The sequence below is a fragment of the Streptomyces sp. M-16 genome, from assembly GCF_052114405.1.
GTDB lineage: Bacteria > Actinomycetota > Actinomycetes > Streptomycetales > Streptomycetaceae > Streptomyces.
Genome location: NZ_JBFRER010000065.1, coordinates 48,401 through 65,233, shown reverse-complemented (window position 1 = coordinate 65,233; position 16,833 = coordinate 48,401). Strand labels below are relative to the sequence as shown.

Sequence of the window (16,833 nt, the reverse complement as noted above, 5' to 3'; positions counted from 1 at the left end):
GAGGAGGCCGCGTCCCCGGGCCTGGTCAACTCGACCGCGTACCGCCAGCTGGTCTCCCGCAACGGTGCCGGGATGAAGCAGGGCGACAACGTCCTGATCTGGGGCGCCAGCGGCGGCCTCGGCTCCTACGCCACCCAGYTSGCCCTGGCCGGCGGCGCCAACCCGATCTGCGTCGTCTCCTCCCCCGAGAAGGCCGACATCTGCCGCGCGATGGGCGCCGAGGCGGTCATCGACCGCAACGCCGAGGGCTACAAGTTCTGGAAGGACGAGCACACCCAGGACCCCAGGGAGTGGAAGCGCTTCGGCAAGCGCATCCGCGAGCTGACCGGCGGCGAGGACATCGACATCGTCTTCGAGCACCCCGGCCGCGAGACCTTCGGCGCGAGCGTCTACGTCACCCGCAAGGGCGGCACCATCACCACCTGCGCCTCCACCTCCGGCTACATGCACGAGTACGACAACCGCTACCTGTGTCCAAGGTCTACTCCCTGGAAGACACCGGGCAGGCAGCCTACGACGTCCACCGCAACCTCCACCAGGGCAAGGTCGGCGTCCTCGCCCTCGCCCCGGAAGAGGGCCTCGGCATCCGCGACCACGAGCTGCGCGCCCAGCACCTCGACGCCATCAACCGCTTCCGTCCCGGCGGTGACCCCCTCGGCTCCTGACCCCCGCACGCCGGCCCCCGGCGCCGGTACCGGTGCCGGGGGCCGCGCGAGGTGCCGTTCAGGGGGCGCGGACCACCATGGCCGCGTTGAACCCGCCGCGCCCCCGGGCCAGGACCAGGGCCGTACGCAGCCGCTCCGGGCGCCGAAGGCCGGTCACCAGGTCGACCGGACAGTCCGCGGCGGGCCGGCCGGTGTGGACGGTCGGCGGAATGACCCCGTCGCGCAGGGACAGCAGCGCGGCGGCCAGGTCGAGGGCGGCGCCGCCCGCCCCGAGGCGGCCCGTCATGGTCTTGGGCGCGGTCACCGGGACCCCGTACTCCCCGAAGAGGGAGGCGATCGCCCGCGCCTCGTCGCGGTCGGCGTCCCGCCGGCCCGCCGCGTCGGCGAAGACCACGTCGACCTCGTCCGGGGCGGCGCCGGCCTCGCGCAGGGCCTGGCGGGCGGCGTCGCCGAGCCGGGGGGCGCCGCCCGAGCCGGGCCGCGGGTCGAAGGTGGCGGCGTACCCGGCCACCGTTCCGTAGCCGGTGGCGCCGCGTTCGCGAGCGGCGGCCGCGTCCTCCAGGATCAGCAGGGCGCCGCCCTCGCCGACCACGTGCCCGTCGGCGTCGGCGGAGAAGGGCAGGTAGGCCCGCCGCGGGTCCTCGCGGGTGCTGAGTTCGCCGCCGGCGAGGTGGGCGGCCCAGCCCCAGGGGCAGAGCGAGGAGTCCATGCCGCCGGTGACGAGGAGCCGGGTGCCCTTGCGGAGCTGGCGTCGGGCCTGGGCCACCGCGTCGAGGCCGCCGGCCTGCTCGCTGACCAGGACGCTGTTGGGGCCGCGCAGGCCGTTCCTGATGGAGATCTGGCCGCTGTTGACGGCGTAGAACCAGGCGAAGGACTGGTAGGCGCTGACGTACTGGCTGCCCTTGCTCCACAGCGCCTGGAGCTCGCGCTGACCGAACTCGTAGCCGCCCGCGGAGCTGGCGGTGATGACGCCCGCCGCGTAGTCGGGCAGGGCGGCCGGGTCCACGCCGGCGTCGGCGAGGGCCTCGTCGGCCGCGGTGAGGGCGAGCCGGGTCACGTGGTCGGTCTGCGGCAGGAGCCGGCCGGGGAGGTGGTCGGCGGCGTCGAAGTCGCGGACCTCGCCGGCCAGCTTGGCCGGGTACCGGTCGGACTCGAAGCGGGTGAGCGGGCGGATGCCGYTCTCGCCGCGCAGCACCGCGGCCCACCAGGCCTCGGTGCCCAGCCCGTTGGGGGCGGTGACGCCGATGCCGGTGACGACGGGCGCGGCCGGCCCGGTCCCGGGTCCGGCGGCGGGGGCGGCGGCGGTCCCGGGGGCGGTGACGGTGTCCGTGGTCATGCGGCATCTCCCAGGCGCGGGCGGGTCAGGATCATGGCGCTCTGGAAGCCGCCGAAGCCGCTGCCGACGCTCAGCACGGTGTCGGTGCGGTGCTCCCGCGCGGTCAGCGGGACGTAGTCCAGGTCGCACAGGGGGTCCGGGGTGCGCAGGTTGGCGGTCGGGGGGACCGTGTGGTGCGCGATGGCCAGGGCGCTGGCGGCCACCTCCAGGGAGCCGATCGCGCCGAGCGAGTGGCCGATCATCGATTTGATGGAGCTGACCGGGACCGCGTGGGCGTGCTCGCCGAGGCTGCGCTTGAAGGCGGCCGTCTCGTGGCGGTCGTTCTGCTTGGTGCCGGAGCCGTGCGCGTTGACGTAGTCGACGGCGGTGGGGTCGAGGCGGGCCTCGTCGAGGGCGACGGTGATCGCCTCGGCCATCTCGACGCCCTCGGAGCGCAGCCCGGTCATGTGGTAGGCGTTGCCGCGGCTGGCGAAACCGGCGATCTCCGCGTAGACGGTCGCGCCGCGCCGGCGGGCGCTCTCCAGCTCCTCCAGGACCAGGACGGCCGAGCCCTCGCCGAGGACGAACCCGTTGCGGGTGGCGTCGAAGGGGCGGGAGGCGGTCTCCGGGTCCTCGTTGTTCGGGGAGGTGGCCTTGATGGCGTCGAAGCAGGCGACGGTGATGGGGGAGACGGGGGCCTCGGTGGCCCCGGTGACCATCACGTCGGCGCTGCCCTCGCGGATCAGCTCGACGGCGTGCCCGATGGAGTCCAGCCCGGAGGTGCAGCCGGTGGAGACCAGGGCGACGGGCCCCTGCGCCGACACCCGCCAGGCCACCTCGGCCGCGAGCGAGCTGGGCACGAAGTAGTCGAACAGGTGCGGGACGGCGAGGGTGTGGTCGACCTGCCAGGTGGATCCGCCCCGGCTGACGGCGTCGTACTCGGTGTCGAGGCCGGTGGTGCAGCCGACGGCGCTGCCCAGGGAGACCCCGGTACGGGCCGGGTCCAGCGCCGAGGTGTCCAGGCCGCTGTCGAGGAGGGCCTCGTCGGCGGCGACGAGGGCGAACTGCGCTGCCCGGTCCAGGCGCGCGGCCTCCTCGGGGGTGAACCCGTGGGCGAGCGGGTCGAAGTCGACCTCGGCCGCGATCCGGGAGCGGTATCCGGTGGCGTCGAAGAGGCTGATGGCGCGGGTGGCGGTGCGCCCGGAGGTGAGCCGGGCCCAGAACTGCCCGGTGCCCACTCCCCCGGGCGCGACGACGCCGATCCCGGTGATGACGACGCGGCGGCTCATGGGGTGTCCTTCACGGTGAGTCCTTCTTCGGTGCGGTGCCGGGCCCGCACCGACGCGCGCAGGGCGTCGGTGACGGTGCGTACGTCGGCGTCGGTCAGACCGGGGTGCAGGGGCAGGCGCACGGTGCGGTCGACCGCCCAGTCGCAGGAGGGGAGCGTGGCCGGCGCCTCCTCGGGGCCGTCGGCCGGGAACCGGTGCAGGGGGGCGTGGTGGGAGGTGGTGTAGATCTCCTCGGCGAGGAGGTCGGCGACGACCCCGGCGCGGATGGCCGGGTCCATCTGCACCCAGTAGAGGCACTCGGTGGACTCGTGGTCCTCGGGCAGCGGCGGCGGCGTCAGCAGCCCCTCGGTCCCTTCGAGCAGCCGGTCGTACTGGTCCGCGATCTCCTTGCGCCGTTCGATCATCTCCGGGAGCCGGCGGAGCTGTACGGAGCCGATGGCGGCCGTCAGGTCGTTGCCGAGGATGCCGCGGCCGTATTCGGGCAGGTCCGGTTCGCCCGGCCCGCAGGGCGGCGTGCCGTGGCCGAAGCCGCTGGCGCGGACCAGGCCGTGGCGGGCGAGGTGGCGGGTGCGCGCGGCCCGCTCGGGGTCCTTGGCGTAGACCATGCCCCCGTCGCCGGTGACCAGGACCCGGCCCGCGTCGAAGCTCCAGACGGCGAGGTCGCCGAAGGTGCCGGCGGGGCGGTCGCCGACCCGGGAGGCCAGGGAGCAGGAGCCGTCCTCGATGAGGACGACGCCGAGTTCGCGGCAGCGGGCGGCGATCCGTACGACGTCGCCGGCCCGGCCTCCGTAGTGCAGCAGCAGCACCGCCCGGGTGCGGTCGCCGAGGTGGACCTCGATGTCCTCCAGGGAGGGGTTGAGGCCGCGCCGGTCCACGTCGCAGAAGACCGGCCGGCCGCCGCGCGCGGCGATGGCCTCGGCGGTGGCGGGGACGCCGATGGAGGGCAGGACGACCTCCTCGCCGGGGCGCAGGCCGAGGGTCTCCATGACCAGGTGCAGGGCCGTGGCGCCCGAGCTGGTGAACACGGTGTGGCCCGCGGGGACGCCCAGGTGGGCGGCGAAGGCCGCCTCGAAGGCCTCGGTGCGTCGTCCGTTGCCCAGCCGCCGGTCCTCGAACACCCCGGCGACCGCGTCGAGTTCCTCAGCTCCGACCTGCGGCTGGAAGAGATTGATCATGGTCGCCTCTCGCGTGCGGTGTCGCGTCGAGCTTGTGGACACCCGCTCGACCCCTGATGGAGAGCCGGTGGTCCGGCGGCCGGGCGCGGGGTGCGCGGGGCGCCGGCTCGGGTCCGGCCGGGGCCGGTGCGCGCCGGGTACCAGGGCCCTTCGAGCCCCCCTCCACCGCCGTACCGGAGTCTCCGCGTGCGTCACCCGTCGATTTCGCCGAGGAGTTCTCATGCCGGACCAGACCAAGCGTGTTGCCGTCGTCACCGGGGCGACCAGCGGAATCGGGCTGGAGGTGGCCCGTACGCTCGCCGCTTCGGGACACCGGGTCTTCATCGGTGCCCGGGACGCGGACAACGTCGAGCGCACGGTGAAGGAGCTCACCGCCGAGGGCCTGGAGGTGGACGGCGCGAGCGTCGACGTCCGCAGCGGCGAGGGCGTCCGGGCGTGGATCGAGGCGGCCGTCGCCCGTTTCGGCACCCTCGACGTCGTCGTCAACAACGCCGGGSGCTCGGGCGGCGGGGTCACCGCCGACCTCGCGGACGAGCTGTGGGACGACGTCATCGAGACCAATCTGACCAGTGTCTTCCGGGTCACCCGCGAGGCCCTGAACACCGGTGGCCTGCGGGCCAAGAACCGCGGCCGCATCATCAACATCGCCTCCACCGCGGGCAAGCAGGGCGTGGTCCTGGGCGCCCCCTACTCGGCGTCCAAGCACGGCGTGGTCGGCTTCACCAAGGCGCTGGGCAACGAGCTGGCCCCGACGGGCATCACCGTCAACGCCGTCTGCCCCGGCTACGTCGAGACCCCGATGGCCGAGCGCGTGCGCCAGGGCTACGCCGCCGCCTACGGGACCTCCGAGGAGGCGGTGCTGGAGAAGTTCCAGGCGAAGATCCCGCTCGGCCGCTACTCGACCCCGCAGGAGGTCGCCGGACTGGTGGGCTACCTCGCCTCCGACACCGCCGCCTCCATCACCTCGCAGGCCCTCAACGTCTGCGGCGGCCTCGGCAACTTCTGAGCCCCGTCCCCGTACGCCCGCGCGTACGGCCGGACGCACCCGATCACGAAACCCGATTCCGAGGAGCACGACCATGCCGCAGCCCGGCCCCCGCGAAGTGGAGCACGAGATCACGGTCTCCGCCCCGGCCGCCGCCGTGTACCGCCTGATCGCCGAGGTCCGCAACTGGCCGCGGATCTTCCCCCCGACCATCTACGTGGACCACACCCCGCTCGGCGGCAACGAGGAGCGCATCCGCATCTGGGCCACCGCCAACGGCGAGCCCAAGAACTGGACCTCCCGGCGGACCCTGGACCCGGAGCGGCTGACGATCACCTTCCGCCAGGAGGTCCCCGCCCCGCCGGTCGCCGCCATGGGCGGAACGTGGATCATCGAGCCGCTGTCGCCGGCCTCCTCGCGGGTGCGGCTGCTGCACGACTACCGGGCCGTCGACGACGACCCCGAGAGCCTGGCCTGGATCGACCGGGCCGTCGACCGCAACTCCCGCTCCGAGCTGGACGCGCTCAAGACCAACGTCGAGCACGCCCATGCCACCGAGGACCTGACCTTCTCCTTCGAGGACACGGTGCGCGTCGAGGGCTCCGCCTCGGACGTCTTCGACTTCGTCAACGAGGCGGACCTGTGGCCCGAGCGGCTGCCCCACGTGGCGGTCGTCCGGCTCACCGAGGACACCCCCGGCCTCCAGGAGCTGGAGATGGACACCCGCGCGAAGGACGGGTCGGTGCACACCACCAAGTCCTACCGGGTGACCTTCCCGTACGAGCGGATCGCCTACAAGCAGACGACCCTGCCCGCGCTGATGAGCCTGCACACGGGGTACTGGACGTTCACCGAGGACGGCGAGGGCGGCGTCCTGGCCTCCTCCCAGCACACGGTCACCCTCAACACCGCCAACATCGCGCGGGTGCTGGGCCCCGCCGCGACGGTGGAGGACGCCCGCGCCTACGTGCGCACGGCGCTGAGCACCAACAGCACGGCGACCCTGCACCACGCCCGGGACTTCGCGGAGGGCCGGACCCGCCGGTTCGCCGAGCGCCGCGCCGGGGTCTGAGGGGTCCGTGAGCCCGCGGGGCCGGGGACCGGAAGCCCGGGAGTCCGGGAGCCCGGGAGCCCGGGAGTCCGGGAGTCCGGAGGCCGGGAGTCCGGGAGTCCGGAGGCCGCGGGGGGACCGGAAGGCCCGGCGGTCCGACCCCGGGCGGGTCACCAGCCCAGGCCGCCGTTGACCTCCAGGACGTGGCCGTTGACGTAGGAGGCGCCCGCCCCCGCGAGGTAGACGGCGGCGCCGGCGACCTCCTCGCCCCGGCCCATCCGGCCCACCGAGACCTTGGGCGCGTACCGGCTCCACACCTGCGGGTTCTGCTTCAGCCGCCGCCCCATGCCCTCGTCGATGAACCCGGGCGACAGGCAGTTGACGGTGATGCCCTTCGGGGCCAGCTCCAGCGCGGCCACCTTGCTGAACATCTCCACCGCCGCCTTGGTGGCGCAGTACGGGGCGGCGCCCGGCGTGGGGCGGGAGGCCAGGGCGGAGGACAGGGCGATGATCCGGCCCGCCGGGCTGCGCTCCAGGTGCGGCACCGCCGCCTGGACGCAGTGGAAGAGGCCGCCCAGGTTGGTGTCGACCGCCTCGGCCCAGTCGCCGGCCGACAGCCCCGCGAGGGGCCCGGGGCGGCTCACCCCTGCGTTGGCCACCAGGACGTCGATCCCGCCGAACCGCTCCGCGGCGCCGTCCATCAGCGCCCGGACGGACCCCGGGTCGCGTACGTCGGCCCGGTGGAAGACGGCACGGTCCCCGAGGGGCGCCAGGGCCTCCCGAGCGCCCTCCACCCCCCGGGCGGCGACGACGACCCGGGCTCCCTCGGCGACGAACGCCTCGGTGATCCTGAGCCCCAGGCCCTTCGTCCCGCCGGTGACCACGGCCACCCTGCCGTCGAGTTCCACCCGTTGCCCCCGTTCCTTCTCCGACGCCCGTTGCGCGTCCACATTCCGCCGGTGCCGTCTCGGGCCGCTGGAGGGACGCCGTGAGGGCCCGGTCCGGCGGCTGCGGACCCTTCCGCCCACCGCTTGACCTCAAGTCGACTTGAGGTCATACGTTCTGGATCACCGGGCCGCGAGGCCCCCCAGTCACCCGGTGGAAGAGGTACTGCCATGTCCGTCAGCCCGCTCAAGGTAGGCGTCCTGATCGCCAGCGTCCGCACCGGCCGTTTCGCCGACACGGTCTCCCGCTGGTTCCTCTCCGAGGCCGCCGGCCGCGAGGACATGGAGATCCACGTCATCGACCTGGCCGAACCGGAACTCGTCGAGGAGCTCAGACTCACGCTCGAACCGCCGGCGCCCGGCCTGACCCCTCGCCTCGCCGAACGGGTCGCGGCCCTGGACGCGTTCGTGGTGGTCACCCCGGAGTACAACCACGGCTACCCGGCCTCGCTCAAGCTGGCCCTGGACCACGTCTACGCCGGCTGGCGGGCCAAGCCGGTCGGCTTCGTCTCCTACGGCGGGATGGCCGGCGGCCACCGTGCCGTCGAGCAGCTGCGGCAGGTCTTCGCCGAACTGCACGCCGTCACGATGCGCGACACCGTCAGCTTCCACAACGCCTGGGAGCGGTTCGACGAGGAGGGCCGCCCCCACGACGAGGACGGCAGCGGCAAGGCCGCCTCCGTCCTGCTGGACCAGCTCGCCTGGTGGGGCGTCACCCTGCGCGAGGGACGCACCGCGCGTCCCTACGGGGGCTGAGCCGGGCCCGCGGTCAGACCCCCGAGCGCGCCGGAACCGGCGCCGCGGCCTGCGGCGGCACCGGCACGGGGGCCAGCAGCCGCGCCTGGAGCTGCTTGAGCTCCCGCGACGGCTCCAGTCCCAGCTCGTCGGCGAGGAGCCTGCGGACCTTCTGGTAGGCCTGGAGGGCCTCCGCACGCCGCCCGGCGGCGCCGAGGGTGCCGATGAGCCGGCTGTGGAACCACTCGTTGAGCGGGTAGTCGTTGGTCAGCCGGCGCAGCTCGGGGATGGACTCGCGGTGCCAGCCCAGCTGTTCCTCGCAGGCGATGCGGATCTCGAAGGCCCGGATGCGCAGCTCCTCCAGGTGGACGACGTGACCGCTCAGCGCGTCGCCGGTCGGGATGCCCGACAGGGCGGGCCCGCGCCACAGGTCGAGCGCCTCGCGGACGGTGGCCAGCGCCGTGAGGGGTTCGTCCGCCGCCAGCTCGGTCCGGGCCCGCGAGACGAGCTTCTCGAAGATCCGGATGTCGATCTCGTCGTCCTCCACCTGGATCGAGTAGCCGGGCGGGCTGGTGACGATCAGGCAGCGGCCGGCGGGTGCCAGTTCCTCCTGCGCGAACATCCGGCGGGCGTGGTAGACGTACGTCTGGAGCGTCGTGACGGCGCTGCGCGGAGGCGTCTCGCCCCACAGCTCCTGGATGAGCGCGTCGGCCGTCACGATCTCGCCCGGCCGCGTCAGCAGCAGGGCCAGCGTCTGGCAGACCTTGGGGGTACCGGGCCGGTAGGTCCTGCCGTCGTCCGTGACGATCTCGAATGGTCCGATGAGCTGGAAACGCATGGGTGATAACTCCTCGTCAGAAAGACGGCGGCAATTTCCGAACGGTCGTCGACGGAGTCGGCTATGCGGTGATGGGGGGGCGGTCCGCCTGGATTATAAGAAGTCTCTTCCAGTCCTCAGACGCACGTCAACCGACCGGATGTCAGGGCGCCGTCAACTTGCGTCAGAATTCGGAATGCTTTTCGCAGCTTCCTGCCGTACGCGTCCGGAAACGCAAAAAAACGGCCGCCCCACCGGATTTCTCCGACGGGGCGGCCGTGTTCCCTGACCGGCTCTCCCTTACTCTCCGAGCAGGTACCGGATGTGCTTGACCAGCTCACCGATGTCCGGGGTGCGGAGCAGGCTGTAGTGGTCGGCGTCGAGGTCGATGACCGTCGGCGGCTCGGCGGAATAGCCGTTGCTGTTCTCGATGAACGAGTAGTCGTCGCCGCGGGCCTTGAAAATGGTCACCGGCGCGTCGAGCGTGCGCTCGGCCAGCTCACGGAACGAGTACTCGAATTCGTAGGTCTGGCCCACGACCGAGATGATCCGCTTCGCCAGGTCGACGTCGATTCCCTTCAGCTCGCTGATGAACCCGGCGAAGGACTCCTCGTCCGTGGCGGATTCCAGGCACCTTTCCAGGTCCGGGCCCGAAATGGTGCCGGTGAACACCGAGAAGAGGATGGTCGTGTAGGCGCGGTTGGCGAAGGACGCCTCACGGCCGTACACCTTGCCGTTCTCGGCGCGCACGGTCGGCGAGCCCGGGGCGATCAGGAAGAGGTTGTCGACCTTCTCGCCCGCCTGCTCCAGCTGGTAGGCGGTCTCGAAGGCGACGCGGGCGCCGAAGGAGTAGCCCCACAGGGTGTAGGGGCCCTTCGGCTGGAGCTCCTTGATGGCCTCGATGTCGGCCTTGGCCATCTCGGTGATGGTCGCGTACGGGGCCTCGCCCTCGTTGATCCCGTGCGCCTGGATGCCGTAGAACGAGCGGCCGAGGCCGATCTCGCCGGCCAGGGTGCGCAGGTTCATCGGGTAGCCGCCCAGGCCCGGCCAGCACAGCACCGGGCGGTCCTTGCCGGTCTCGGCGTGCAGGCGCACCAGGCGGGAGGACTCCTGCGCGACCTCGCGCTCCAGGCGGCGGGCGAGCTTCTCGACCGTGGGGGACTCCAGGACGGACTGCAGCGGCAGGGAGACGCCCAGGCGCGAGTTGAGCTCGCGGATGAGGCCGACGGCGATCAGCGAGTTGCCGCCCGACTCGAAGAAGTCGTCCTGGACCGAGACGCTCTCGCGGCGCAGGGACTTGGCCCAGACCTCCGCGATCTCCTTCTCGGTCTCGGTGCGCGGGGCGACGAAGGGGCGCTCCACGAGCTCGGCGTTGACCTGGTCCGAGACGGCCAGCGCCTTCACGTCGATCTTGCCGTTGGCGGACAGCGGCAGCCGCTCGAACACCACGACCCGGTTCGGGATCATGTAGTCCGGCAGGAAGCTGACGAGGTCGTCACGGATCAGCTCCGCCGGACCGCGCATGTGGACGCTGTCCTCGCGCATGCCCTCGTGGCCGAGCTGCTCGTCGCTGACCCGGCCGCCGACGAAGAAGTACGACGGACCGCTCTCGACGCCGTTGGCGTGCAGGACGGAGTCGATCCGGCGCGAGGCCGGCAGCGGGTTGCCGGTCTTCGAGCTGTAGCCCGAGGACATGAAGCCCAGGCCGAGGCCGTTCATCATCAGGTGCTGGAGCTTCTTGCCGAGGGTGACGTAGTGCATCCACTCCTCGGGGGCGCGGCTGATCACCGAGATGCCGAAGCTGGCGGCCTGGTACACCGACTGGTTGATCGCGATGACCTGCTTCTTGAGGACGATGTCGTCCGAGAAGCGGGTGAGTGTGCCGTCCGCGTAGCGGTACTGGCCCTCGGGGAGGTTCGCGACCTTGCTGCCGTGCGTCTGGACGTAGACCTCGGCGTGGTCCTCGCGCCGGCCCGCGTGCGGGACCAGCTCGAAGGTGCCCAGGTAGAAGTCCTCCTCGGGCACGTCCAGCAGGTCGCGGACGGCCGGCTCGTACGCCAGGTCGCGGATGTCGAGGCCGTAGGACGGCAGCACCTGCTCGAAGAGGCCGACGATGTGGCCGGTCTCGATCTCCAGGACCTCCTGGATGTTGTTCTTGTAGACCGGCTCGATGCCGCCGCGCTTGCCGATGAAGTGGATGTGGGCGGTGGGCTTGCCGGTGGCGGCCTTCTCGCTGATCAGGACCAGCTGGTGGCGCTGCGGCTGGTAGTAGTAGTAGCCCGGCTTCAGCCCGCCGACGCCCTCCAGCTCGAAGTACAGCTGCGTCGCGTACAGCGCGCCCGGGGAGGCGTAGCCGTACTTGGGCAGCAGCCGTTCCTCGCTGAGGTACTGGCCGAACCAGCGCAGGATCTGGCCCAGTTCGGCGGGCGCCAGGTCGGCGGCCTTGCGCGAGTAGGCCGCGGGGACCTGTCCGCCGAGGAGCGCCAGCAGGTCGGCCTCGGTGACCGCGCCGCCCTCGTAGAAGCGGTACGTCTTGCGGGCGAAGACGCGGCTGCGCTGCTCGGGGGTCGGCTCGGCGCCCGGCAGGTCGTAGGCGGTGCGGCCGGCGAGGTCGGCGTCGTCGCGCAGGCCCGGGTTGGACAGCTGCGCCTTGACCTGGAGCTTGCTCTTCTTCGAGGCGTGGTGGGAGCCGTGGTTGCCCTGGTCCATCAGGGCGGCTTCCTTCTCGCTGAGCTCGACGCAGGCGATGAGGTTCTGGAAGCCGGTGCGGCCGTCGTTCTTGACGATGACGGCGGCGTTGCGCACCCAGTCGTGGTTCTCGATCGCCAGGGATATCTCGTCCAGCTCGACGCGGTAGCCGCGCAGCTTGACCTGGTTGTCGGCGCGGCCGGCGAACTGCACGGTGCCGTCCGGGTTCCACTGGCCCAGGTCACCCGTCTTGTACAGGCGGGTGGGCCCGGCGCCCTCGGTGAGCTCGATCTCCAGGAAGCGCTCGGCGGTCAGGTCGGGGCGGTGCAGGTAGCCGCGCGCCAGCTGGCCGCCGCCGATGTACAGCTCGCCGATCTCCCCGATGCCGACGGGCTTGAGGTTCTCCCTGCCGAGGATGTGGTACTCGGTGTCGGCCACCGGGGCGCCGATGGAGATGGACTGCGGCGCCTCGTCCAGCTCGGCGGGGTCGACCGCGTACGAGGAGGAGTTGATGGTGCACTCGGTGGGCCCGTAGACGTTGATCAGGGCGCGGCCGGGCATCTCCTGCGTGGTCTGGATCGCCAGCAGGCGGGAGAGGGCCTCGCCGCCGCTGAAGATCTGCTGCAGGGAGGTGCACTCGGGGAACTTCTCGGTGTCGAGCAGGCCCTGGAGCAGGGTGGGGACGCACTGGAGGGTGGTCACGCCGTACTTGACGATGGTCTCGATGAGGCCCTCGGGGTCGGCGTAGACGCCGGGGGCGCCCATGACGACGGTGGCGCCGTTGGCCGGGGAGAGGATCTCCCACTGGGCGGCGTCGAAGCTCATCGGGGTCTTCTGCAGGATGGTCTTGCTGCGGTCGATGCCGTAGGTCTCGCGCAGCCAGCCGAGCTGGCTGACGATGCTGTGGTGCTCGATCATCACGCCCTTCGGCTTGCCCGTGCTGCCGGAGGTGTAGATGACGTAGGCGAGGCTGTCGGGGCGGGCGCCCTCGATGGCCGGGGCCACCTGGCCCTCGGGCAGGACGAACGCCTCGGACTCGCGCAGGGTGACGACCTTGACGTCCTGCGGGGCCAGTTCGCGCAGGCGGGAGACCAGGCGCTGCTGCGCCAGGATGATCTTCGCCTGGCTGTTCTCGATCATGTAGCGCAGCCGGTCCTCGGGGTACTCCGGGGACAGCGGCAGGTAGGCGGCGCCGGCGGACAGGATGCCCCAGGCGCCGACCATCAGGTCGATGGACGGCTCGACGAAGAGGCCGACGCAGTCGTCCGTCGAGACCCCGAGGTGTCTGAGGTACTCGGCGAGGGCGGAGCTTCTGGACGCCAGCTCACGGTAGGTGAGCTTCTCGTCCCGGTAGGCGACGGCGGTCGCCTCGGGGTGCTCCGCGACCCGCTTCGCCAGCAGGTCGGGCAACGTGGTGGTGCCGCGCAGGGTGGGCTCGAGCACGCTGGTCTCCTGAAGAGTCATTTCCCGCTTCCTTACGTTCCGTTGTGGAGCAACGGGCGCGTACGAAACGCCCCGTACTGGGCCCCGGTGTGTCGGTGAGCCCGCGATGCGACACCTCACCCGCGCGTGGAGAGCGGGTCCGCCGGGAGGCGGACGCCGCGGCACGGTGGGCGTCGGGAGGCCGGAAGACTGTCCGGCCGGGAAAACCGAAGAACGAGGGCGCGAGGCCGGAGCCTCACCACCCGGGATGACCGGAACGGCGCGGTGCGTGCGGCCGCCCTCCCCCAACGGACGGACGGGCCCCCGTCGGCCCGTCCGTCCGGGCGTTCACCGGCTCTGGAGGAGCCGGGTCACTGATCCGTTCTCGAAGACCTCGCGAGAGGCTCCGGCGATGAGCGGGGCGATGGACAGGACGGTGACCTTGTCCAGTCCGAGCGCCCCGGGCACCGGCAGGGTGTCCGTGAAGACGAACTCGCTGACGCGGGAGTTCTTCAGCCGGTCCGCGGCGGGGCCGGAGAGCACCCCGTGCGTGGCCGCCACGATGACGTCCTTCGCCCCCTGGGCGAAGAGGGCGTCGGCCGCGGCGCAGATGGTCCCGCCGGTGTCGATCATGTCGTCGACCAGTACGCACACGCGGTCGCGCACGTCGCCGACCACCTCGTGGGCCGTGACCTGGTGGGCCACGTCCTTGTCGCGCCTCTTGTGGACGATCGCGAGCGGGGCGCCCAGCCGGTCGCACCAGCCGTCCGCCACGCGCACGCGGCCGGCGTCGGGCGAGACCACGGTCAGGTCCTCGCGGTCCACCTTGGAGCCGATGTAGTCCGCGAGGACCGGCATGGCGAAGAGGTGGTCCACGGGGCCGTCGAAGAACCCCTGGATCTGGTCGGCGTGCAGGTCCACCGTGAGGATCCGGTCCGCGCCGGCCGTCTTGAGCAGGTCCGCCACCAGGCGGGCCGAGATGGGTTCCCGGCCGCTGTGCTTGCGGTCCTGGCGGGCGTACCCGTAGAACGGCAGGATCACGGTGATGCTGCGGGCCGAGGCCCGCTTCAGCGCGTCGATCATGATCAGCTGTTCCATGATCGACTTGTTGATCGGCGCCGTGTGGCTCTGGACCACGAAGCAGTCCGCGCCGCGCACGGAGGCGTGGTAGCGGATGTAGATCTCGCCGTTGGCGAAGTCGATCGCCTTCGTCGGGACCAGCGTCGTGCCCAGCTCGGCGGCGATCGCCTCGGCCAGCTCGGGGTGTGCGCGCCCCGAGAACAGCAGCATCTGCCCGGTCTCGCTCACGCCGCGCCGGCCTCGGCCAGCGTCGGGTAGTCGGTGTAACCGGTGTGGTCGCCGCCGTAGAACTTGCTCTGGTCGGCCTCGGCCAGCGCGGCGCCGGTGCGGATGCGCTCGGTCAGGTCCGGGTTGGCGAGGAAGGCCGAGCCGAAGGCGACCGCGCAGGCGACACCGGTCTCCAGCGCCTCGGTGGCGATCTCGGCCGAGACCGGGACGCCGTTCTCCGGGTGCGGGCACAGGATGATCGTGCCGGTCCACTGCGCGCGCAGGGCGGTGATGTGGTCGCGGTTGCCGCCCTCCAGGATGTGCAGGAAGGCCACCGGCGGGAGGGCCGCGACGAGCGCCTCGTAGAGGGCGTGGGTGTCGCCCTCGACGATGTCGTTGTACGGGTTCGACGGCGAGATGCGCACGCCGACGCGGTCGGCGCCGATGCGCTCGGAGACCGCCTCGATCACCTCGATCGCGAAGCGGACGCGGTTCTCGACCGAGCCGCCGTACTGGTCGGTGCGCTGGTTGCTGTTCTCCGCCAGGAACTGGTGGAGCAGGAAGCCGTTGCCCGCGTGGACCTCGACACCGTCGAAGCCCGCCTCGATGGCGAGCTCGGCGGCGTCCGCGTGCTCCTTGACGACCTCGGCGATCTCCTCGACCGTCAGGGCGCGCGGCTCCGGGTAGTCCAGCGGACCCTCGGGGCCGTAGGCCTGGCCGGCCGCGGCGACGGCGGACGGGGCGACCGACTGGTGGCCGCTCGGGTACAGCGAGGGGTGGCCGATGCGGCCGGCGTGCATGAGCTGCACCACGATCTTGCCGCCGGCGGCGTGCACAGCCTCGGTGACGGGCTTCCAGGACTCGGCCTGCTCCTGGGTGTGCAGACCGGGGCTGTTGCCGAAGCCCTGGCCCACGGCGCTGGGCTGCACGCCCTCGGTGATGATCAGGCCGGCGCCGGCCCGCTGGCCGTAGTAGGTGGCCATCAGGTCGGTGGCCAGGCCCTCGGCGGTCGCCCGGTTGCGGGACATGGGCGCCATGACCACTCGGTTGCTCAGGGCCAGCTTCCCCAGGGTGACCGGCTCGAACAGCTTCTCGGACATGTGTCTCTCCAGACTGAGGTCAACGCGTGGTGCGGTGGTGGAACGGAAAACGCCTGTGGGCGGGGCGGGTCAGCGGCCCGCGCGTTCGGCGAGGTGGCGGGAGTGGGCGACGGCCAGCCGGCCGGCCGCCTCGGCGCAGGAGGCGAGGACGGCCATGTTGGCCTTGGCCGAACGGCCCTCGGTCGCCGCGTCGACGGCGCGCATCAGGTACTTGGTGATGGCCTGGCCCGACACCCCGTCACGGGTGGCCTCGGCGACCGCGGCGCGGATGGCCGTGTCCACCTCGGTGGAGTCGATGGCGTCCTCCTCCCTGACCGGGGTGGTGATCAGGAAGGAGCTGTTGTTGCCGAGGGCCCAGTGGGCCTCGACGGCGCGGGCGATGACCTGCTCGTCGTCCAGGCGGTGGGGCGCCTTGTGGCCGCTCGTACGGCAGTAGAAGGCGGGGAAGTCGTCCGAGCGGTAGGCGACGACGGGGACGCACTGCGTCTCCAGGTACTCCAGGGTCAGACCGAGGTCGAGGATCATCTTCGCGCCCGCGCAGACGACGGCGACCTTGGAGCGGGTGAACTGGATGAGGTCCGAGGAGACGTCCCAGGTGTCCTGGGCGCCCCGGTGCACGCCGCCGATGCCGGCGGACGAGAAGAACGGGATCCCCGCGAGCTCGGCGGCGACCACGGAGGTGGCCACGGTGGTGGCACCGAGGCCGCCCTGCGCCAGTACGACCGGCAGGTCCCGGCTGGACACCTTGGGGATGCCGGGCAGGGAGGCGAAGCGCTCGATGTCGGAGTCGCTCATGCCGACCCGGATCTCACCGGCCTCGATGCAGATCGTCGCGGGCACGGCGCCACCGGCCCGTACGGCGTCCTCCACCTTGCGGGCGGTGGCCGCGTTGTCCGGGTAGGGCAGGCCGTGCGTGATGACGTTGCTCTCCAGGGCGACGACGGCCGCGCCCTCGTGGAGGGCCTCGCGGACCTCCTCGGTGTAGACGACGGGGATGCCGTTGCTTGCGCTCATCGGGGCTCTCTCAACTCTCGTTCCAGTAGCCGGGCGCTTTGATCAGCTCGTCCCGGCGGGCCGCTATCTCGGCGAGGACCTGGCTCTCCCAGTCCTCCGGTGTGACCGGCTCAAGGGAGATCGAGACGGTGTCCTCCCCGGTGGCGAAGGTGCTCGTCACAGCGGCGGTGACCGCTTCGTCGATGGCCCTGAGCTGCTCGTCCGTGAAGTTCCTCGGGTAGTGCCTGACGTGGACGTGCGGCACGGTCTCGGTCCTTTCACGGAAGTGGTGCGCGTTCTGGTCTGTCGTGGGGGGGGGKGGGCGGCACACCGCGGACGGGGGAGACCGCGGTGTGCCACCACCTCT

Annotated in this window: 13 protein-coding genes and 1 pseudogene; 4 read left to right on the top strand and 10 right to left on the bottom strand. The window is 72.0% G+C overall.

The features are described from left to right. Positions 1-665, top strand: a pseudogene (locus AB4039_RS26380) (zinc-binding dehydrogenase); the annotation flags it as partial. Between the two features lie 58 nt (positions 666-723). Here the strand turns inward: AB4039_RS26380 and AB4039_RS26375 are convergent. From AB4039_RS26375 to AB4039_RS26365, 3 genes are read right to left on the bottom strand one after another with little or no spacing between them, the layout of a single operon-like run. Then, the gene (locus AB4039_RS26375) at positions 724-2,001 is read right to left on the bottom strand and encodes a ketosynthase chain-length factor (RefSeq protein ID WP_442271971.1); all 1,278 of its coding nucleotides are present in this window, start codon (positions 1,999-2,001) and stop codon (positions 724-726) included. Next, positions 1,998-3,269 (bottom strand): beta-ketoacyl-[acyl-carrier-protein] synthase family protein, encoded by a 1,272-nt coding sequence (locus tag AB4039_RS26370; protein WP_373919105.1) that lies wholly within the window; start codon positions 3,267-3,269, stop codon positions 1,998-2,000. The genes AB4039_RS26375 and AB4039_RS26370 overlap by 4 nt, the downstream gene beginning before the upstream one ends. Beyond that, the gene (locus AB4039_RS26365; RefSeq protein ID WP_266845224.1) at positions 3,266-4,444 is read right to left on the bottom strand and encodes a DegT/DnrJ/EryC1/StrS aminotransferase family protein; all 1,179 of its coding nucleotides are present in this window, start codon (positions 4,442-4,444) and stop codon (positions 3,266-3,268) included. Before AB4039_RS26365 ends, AB4039_RS26370 begins: the two co-directional genes overlap by 4 nt. A gap of 220 nt (positions 4,445-4,664) precedes the next feature. Between AB4039_RS26365 and fabG the strand changes: the two genes are divergently transcribed. Together fabG and AB4039_RS26355 are read left to right on the top strand one after the other, a co-directional pair. Further along, positions 4,665-5,450 carry a 3-oxoacyl-ACP reductase FabG gene (fabG, locus tag AB4039_RS26360; RefSeq protein WP_442271970.1) on the top strand — a complete coding sequence of 262 codons (786 nt, stop codon included), beginning with the start codon at positions 4,665-4,667 and terminating at the stop codon, positions 5,448-5,450. 73 nt (positions 5,451-5,523) lie between these two features. After that, complete coding sequence (locus AB4039_RS26355) at positions 5,524-6,501, top strand: aromatase/cyclase (protein ID WP_266845227.1); 978 nt, start codon at positions 5,524-5,526, stop codon at positions 6,499-6,501. A 149-nt stretch (positions 6,502-6,650) separates the two neighbouring features. Here the strand turns inward: AB4039_RS26355 and AB4039_RS26350 are convergent, their stop codons facing one another. Continuing rightward, complete coding sequence (locus AB4039_RS26350) at positions 6,651-7,388, bottom strand: SDR family oxidoreductase (RefSeq protein WP_266845228.1); 738 nt, start codon at positions 7,386-7,388, stop codon at positions 6,651-6,653. Positions 7,389-7,595: 207 nt separating this feature from the next. Here AB4039_RS26350 and AB4039_RS26345 point away from each other — a divergent pair, with 207 nt between their 5' ends. After that, positions 7,596-8,180 (top strand): NAD(P)H-dependent oxidoreductase, encoded by a 585-nt coding sequence (locus AB4039_RS26345; RefSeq protein WP_266845229.1) that lies wholly within the window; start codon positions 7,596-7,598, stop codon positions 8,178-8,180. A 13-nt stretch (positions 8,181-8,193) separates the two neighbouring features. Here AB4039_RS26345 and AB4039_RS26340 read toward each other — a convergent pair whose 3' ends face one another. From AB4039_RS26340 to AB4039_RS26315, 6 genes are all read right to left on the bottom strand, one after another. Next, positions 8,194-8,997 (bottom strand): AfsR/SARP family transcriptional regulator, encoded by an 804-nt coding sequence (locus AB4039_RS26340; protein ID WP_266845230.1) that lies wholly within the window; start codon positions 8,995-8,997, stop codon positions 8,194-8,196. A gap of 279 nt (positions 8,998-9,276) precedes the next feature. After that, positions 9,277-13,128: an amino acid adenylation domain-containing protein gene (locus tag AB4039_RS26335; RefSeq protein ID WP_266845232.1), complete on the bottom strand. Its 3,852-nt coding sequence runs from the start codon at positions 13,126-13,128 to the stop codon at positions 9,277-9,279. Positions 13,129-13,434: 306 nt separating this feature from the next. Next, complete coding sequence (locus AB4039_RS26330; protein WP_030237951.1) at positions 13,435-14,376, bottom strand: ribose-phosphate diphosphokinase; 942 nt, start codon at positions 14,374-14,376, stop codon at positions 13,435-13,437. Between the two features lie 14 nt (positions 14,377-14,390). Beyond that, a complete protein-coding gene (locus AB4039_RS26325; RefSeq protein WP_266845234.1) occupies positions 14,391-15,473 on the bottom strand; it encodes an alkene reductase in 1,083 nt (360 codons plus the stop codon). Between the two features lie 69 nt (positions 15,474-15,542). After that, on the bottom strand, positions 15,543-16,487 hold the full coding sequence (locus AB4039_RS26320) for a pseudouridine-5'-phosphate glycosidase (protein WP_266845236.1): 945 nt from the start codon (positions 16,485-16,487) through the stop codon (positions 15,543-15,545). 10 nt (positions 16,488-16,497) lie between these two features. Next, the gene (locus tag AB4039_RS26315) at positions 16,498-16,731 is read right to left on the bottom strand and encodes a tautomerase family protein (RefSeq protein WP_266845238.1); all 234 of its coding nucleotides are present in this window, start codon (positions 16,729-16,731) and stop codon (positions 16,498-16,500) included. Positions 16,732-16,833 lie beyond the last annotated feature (102 nt).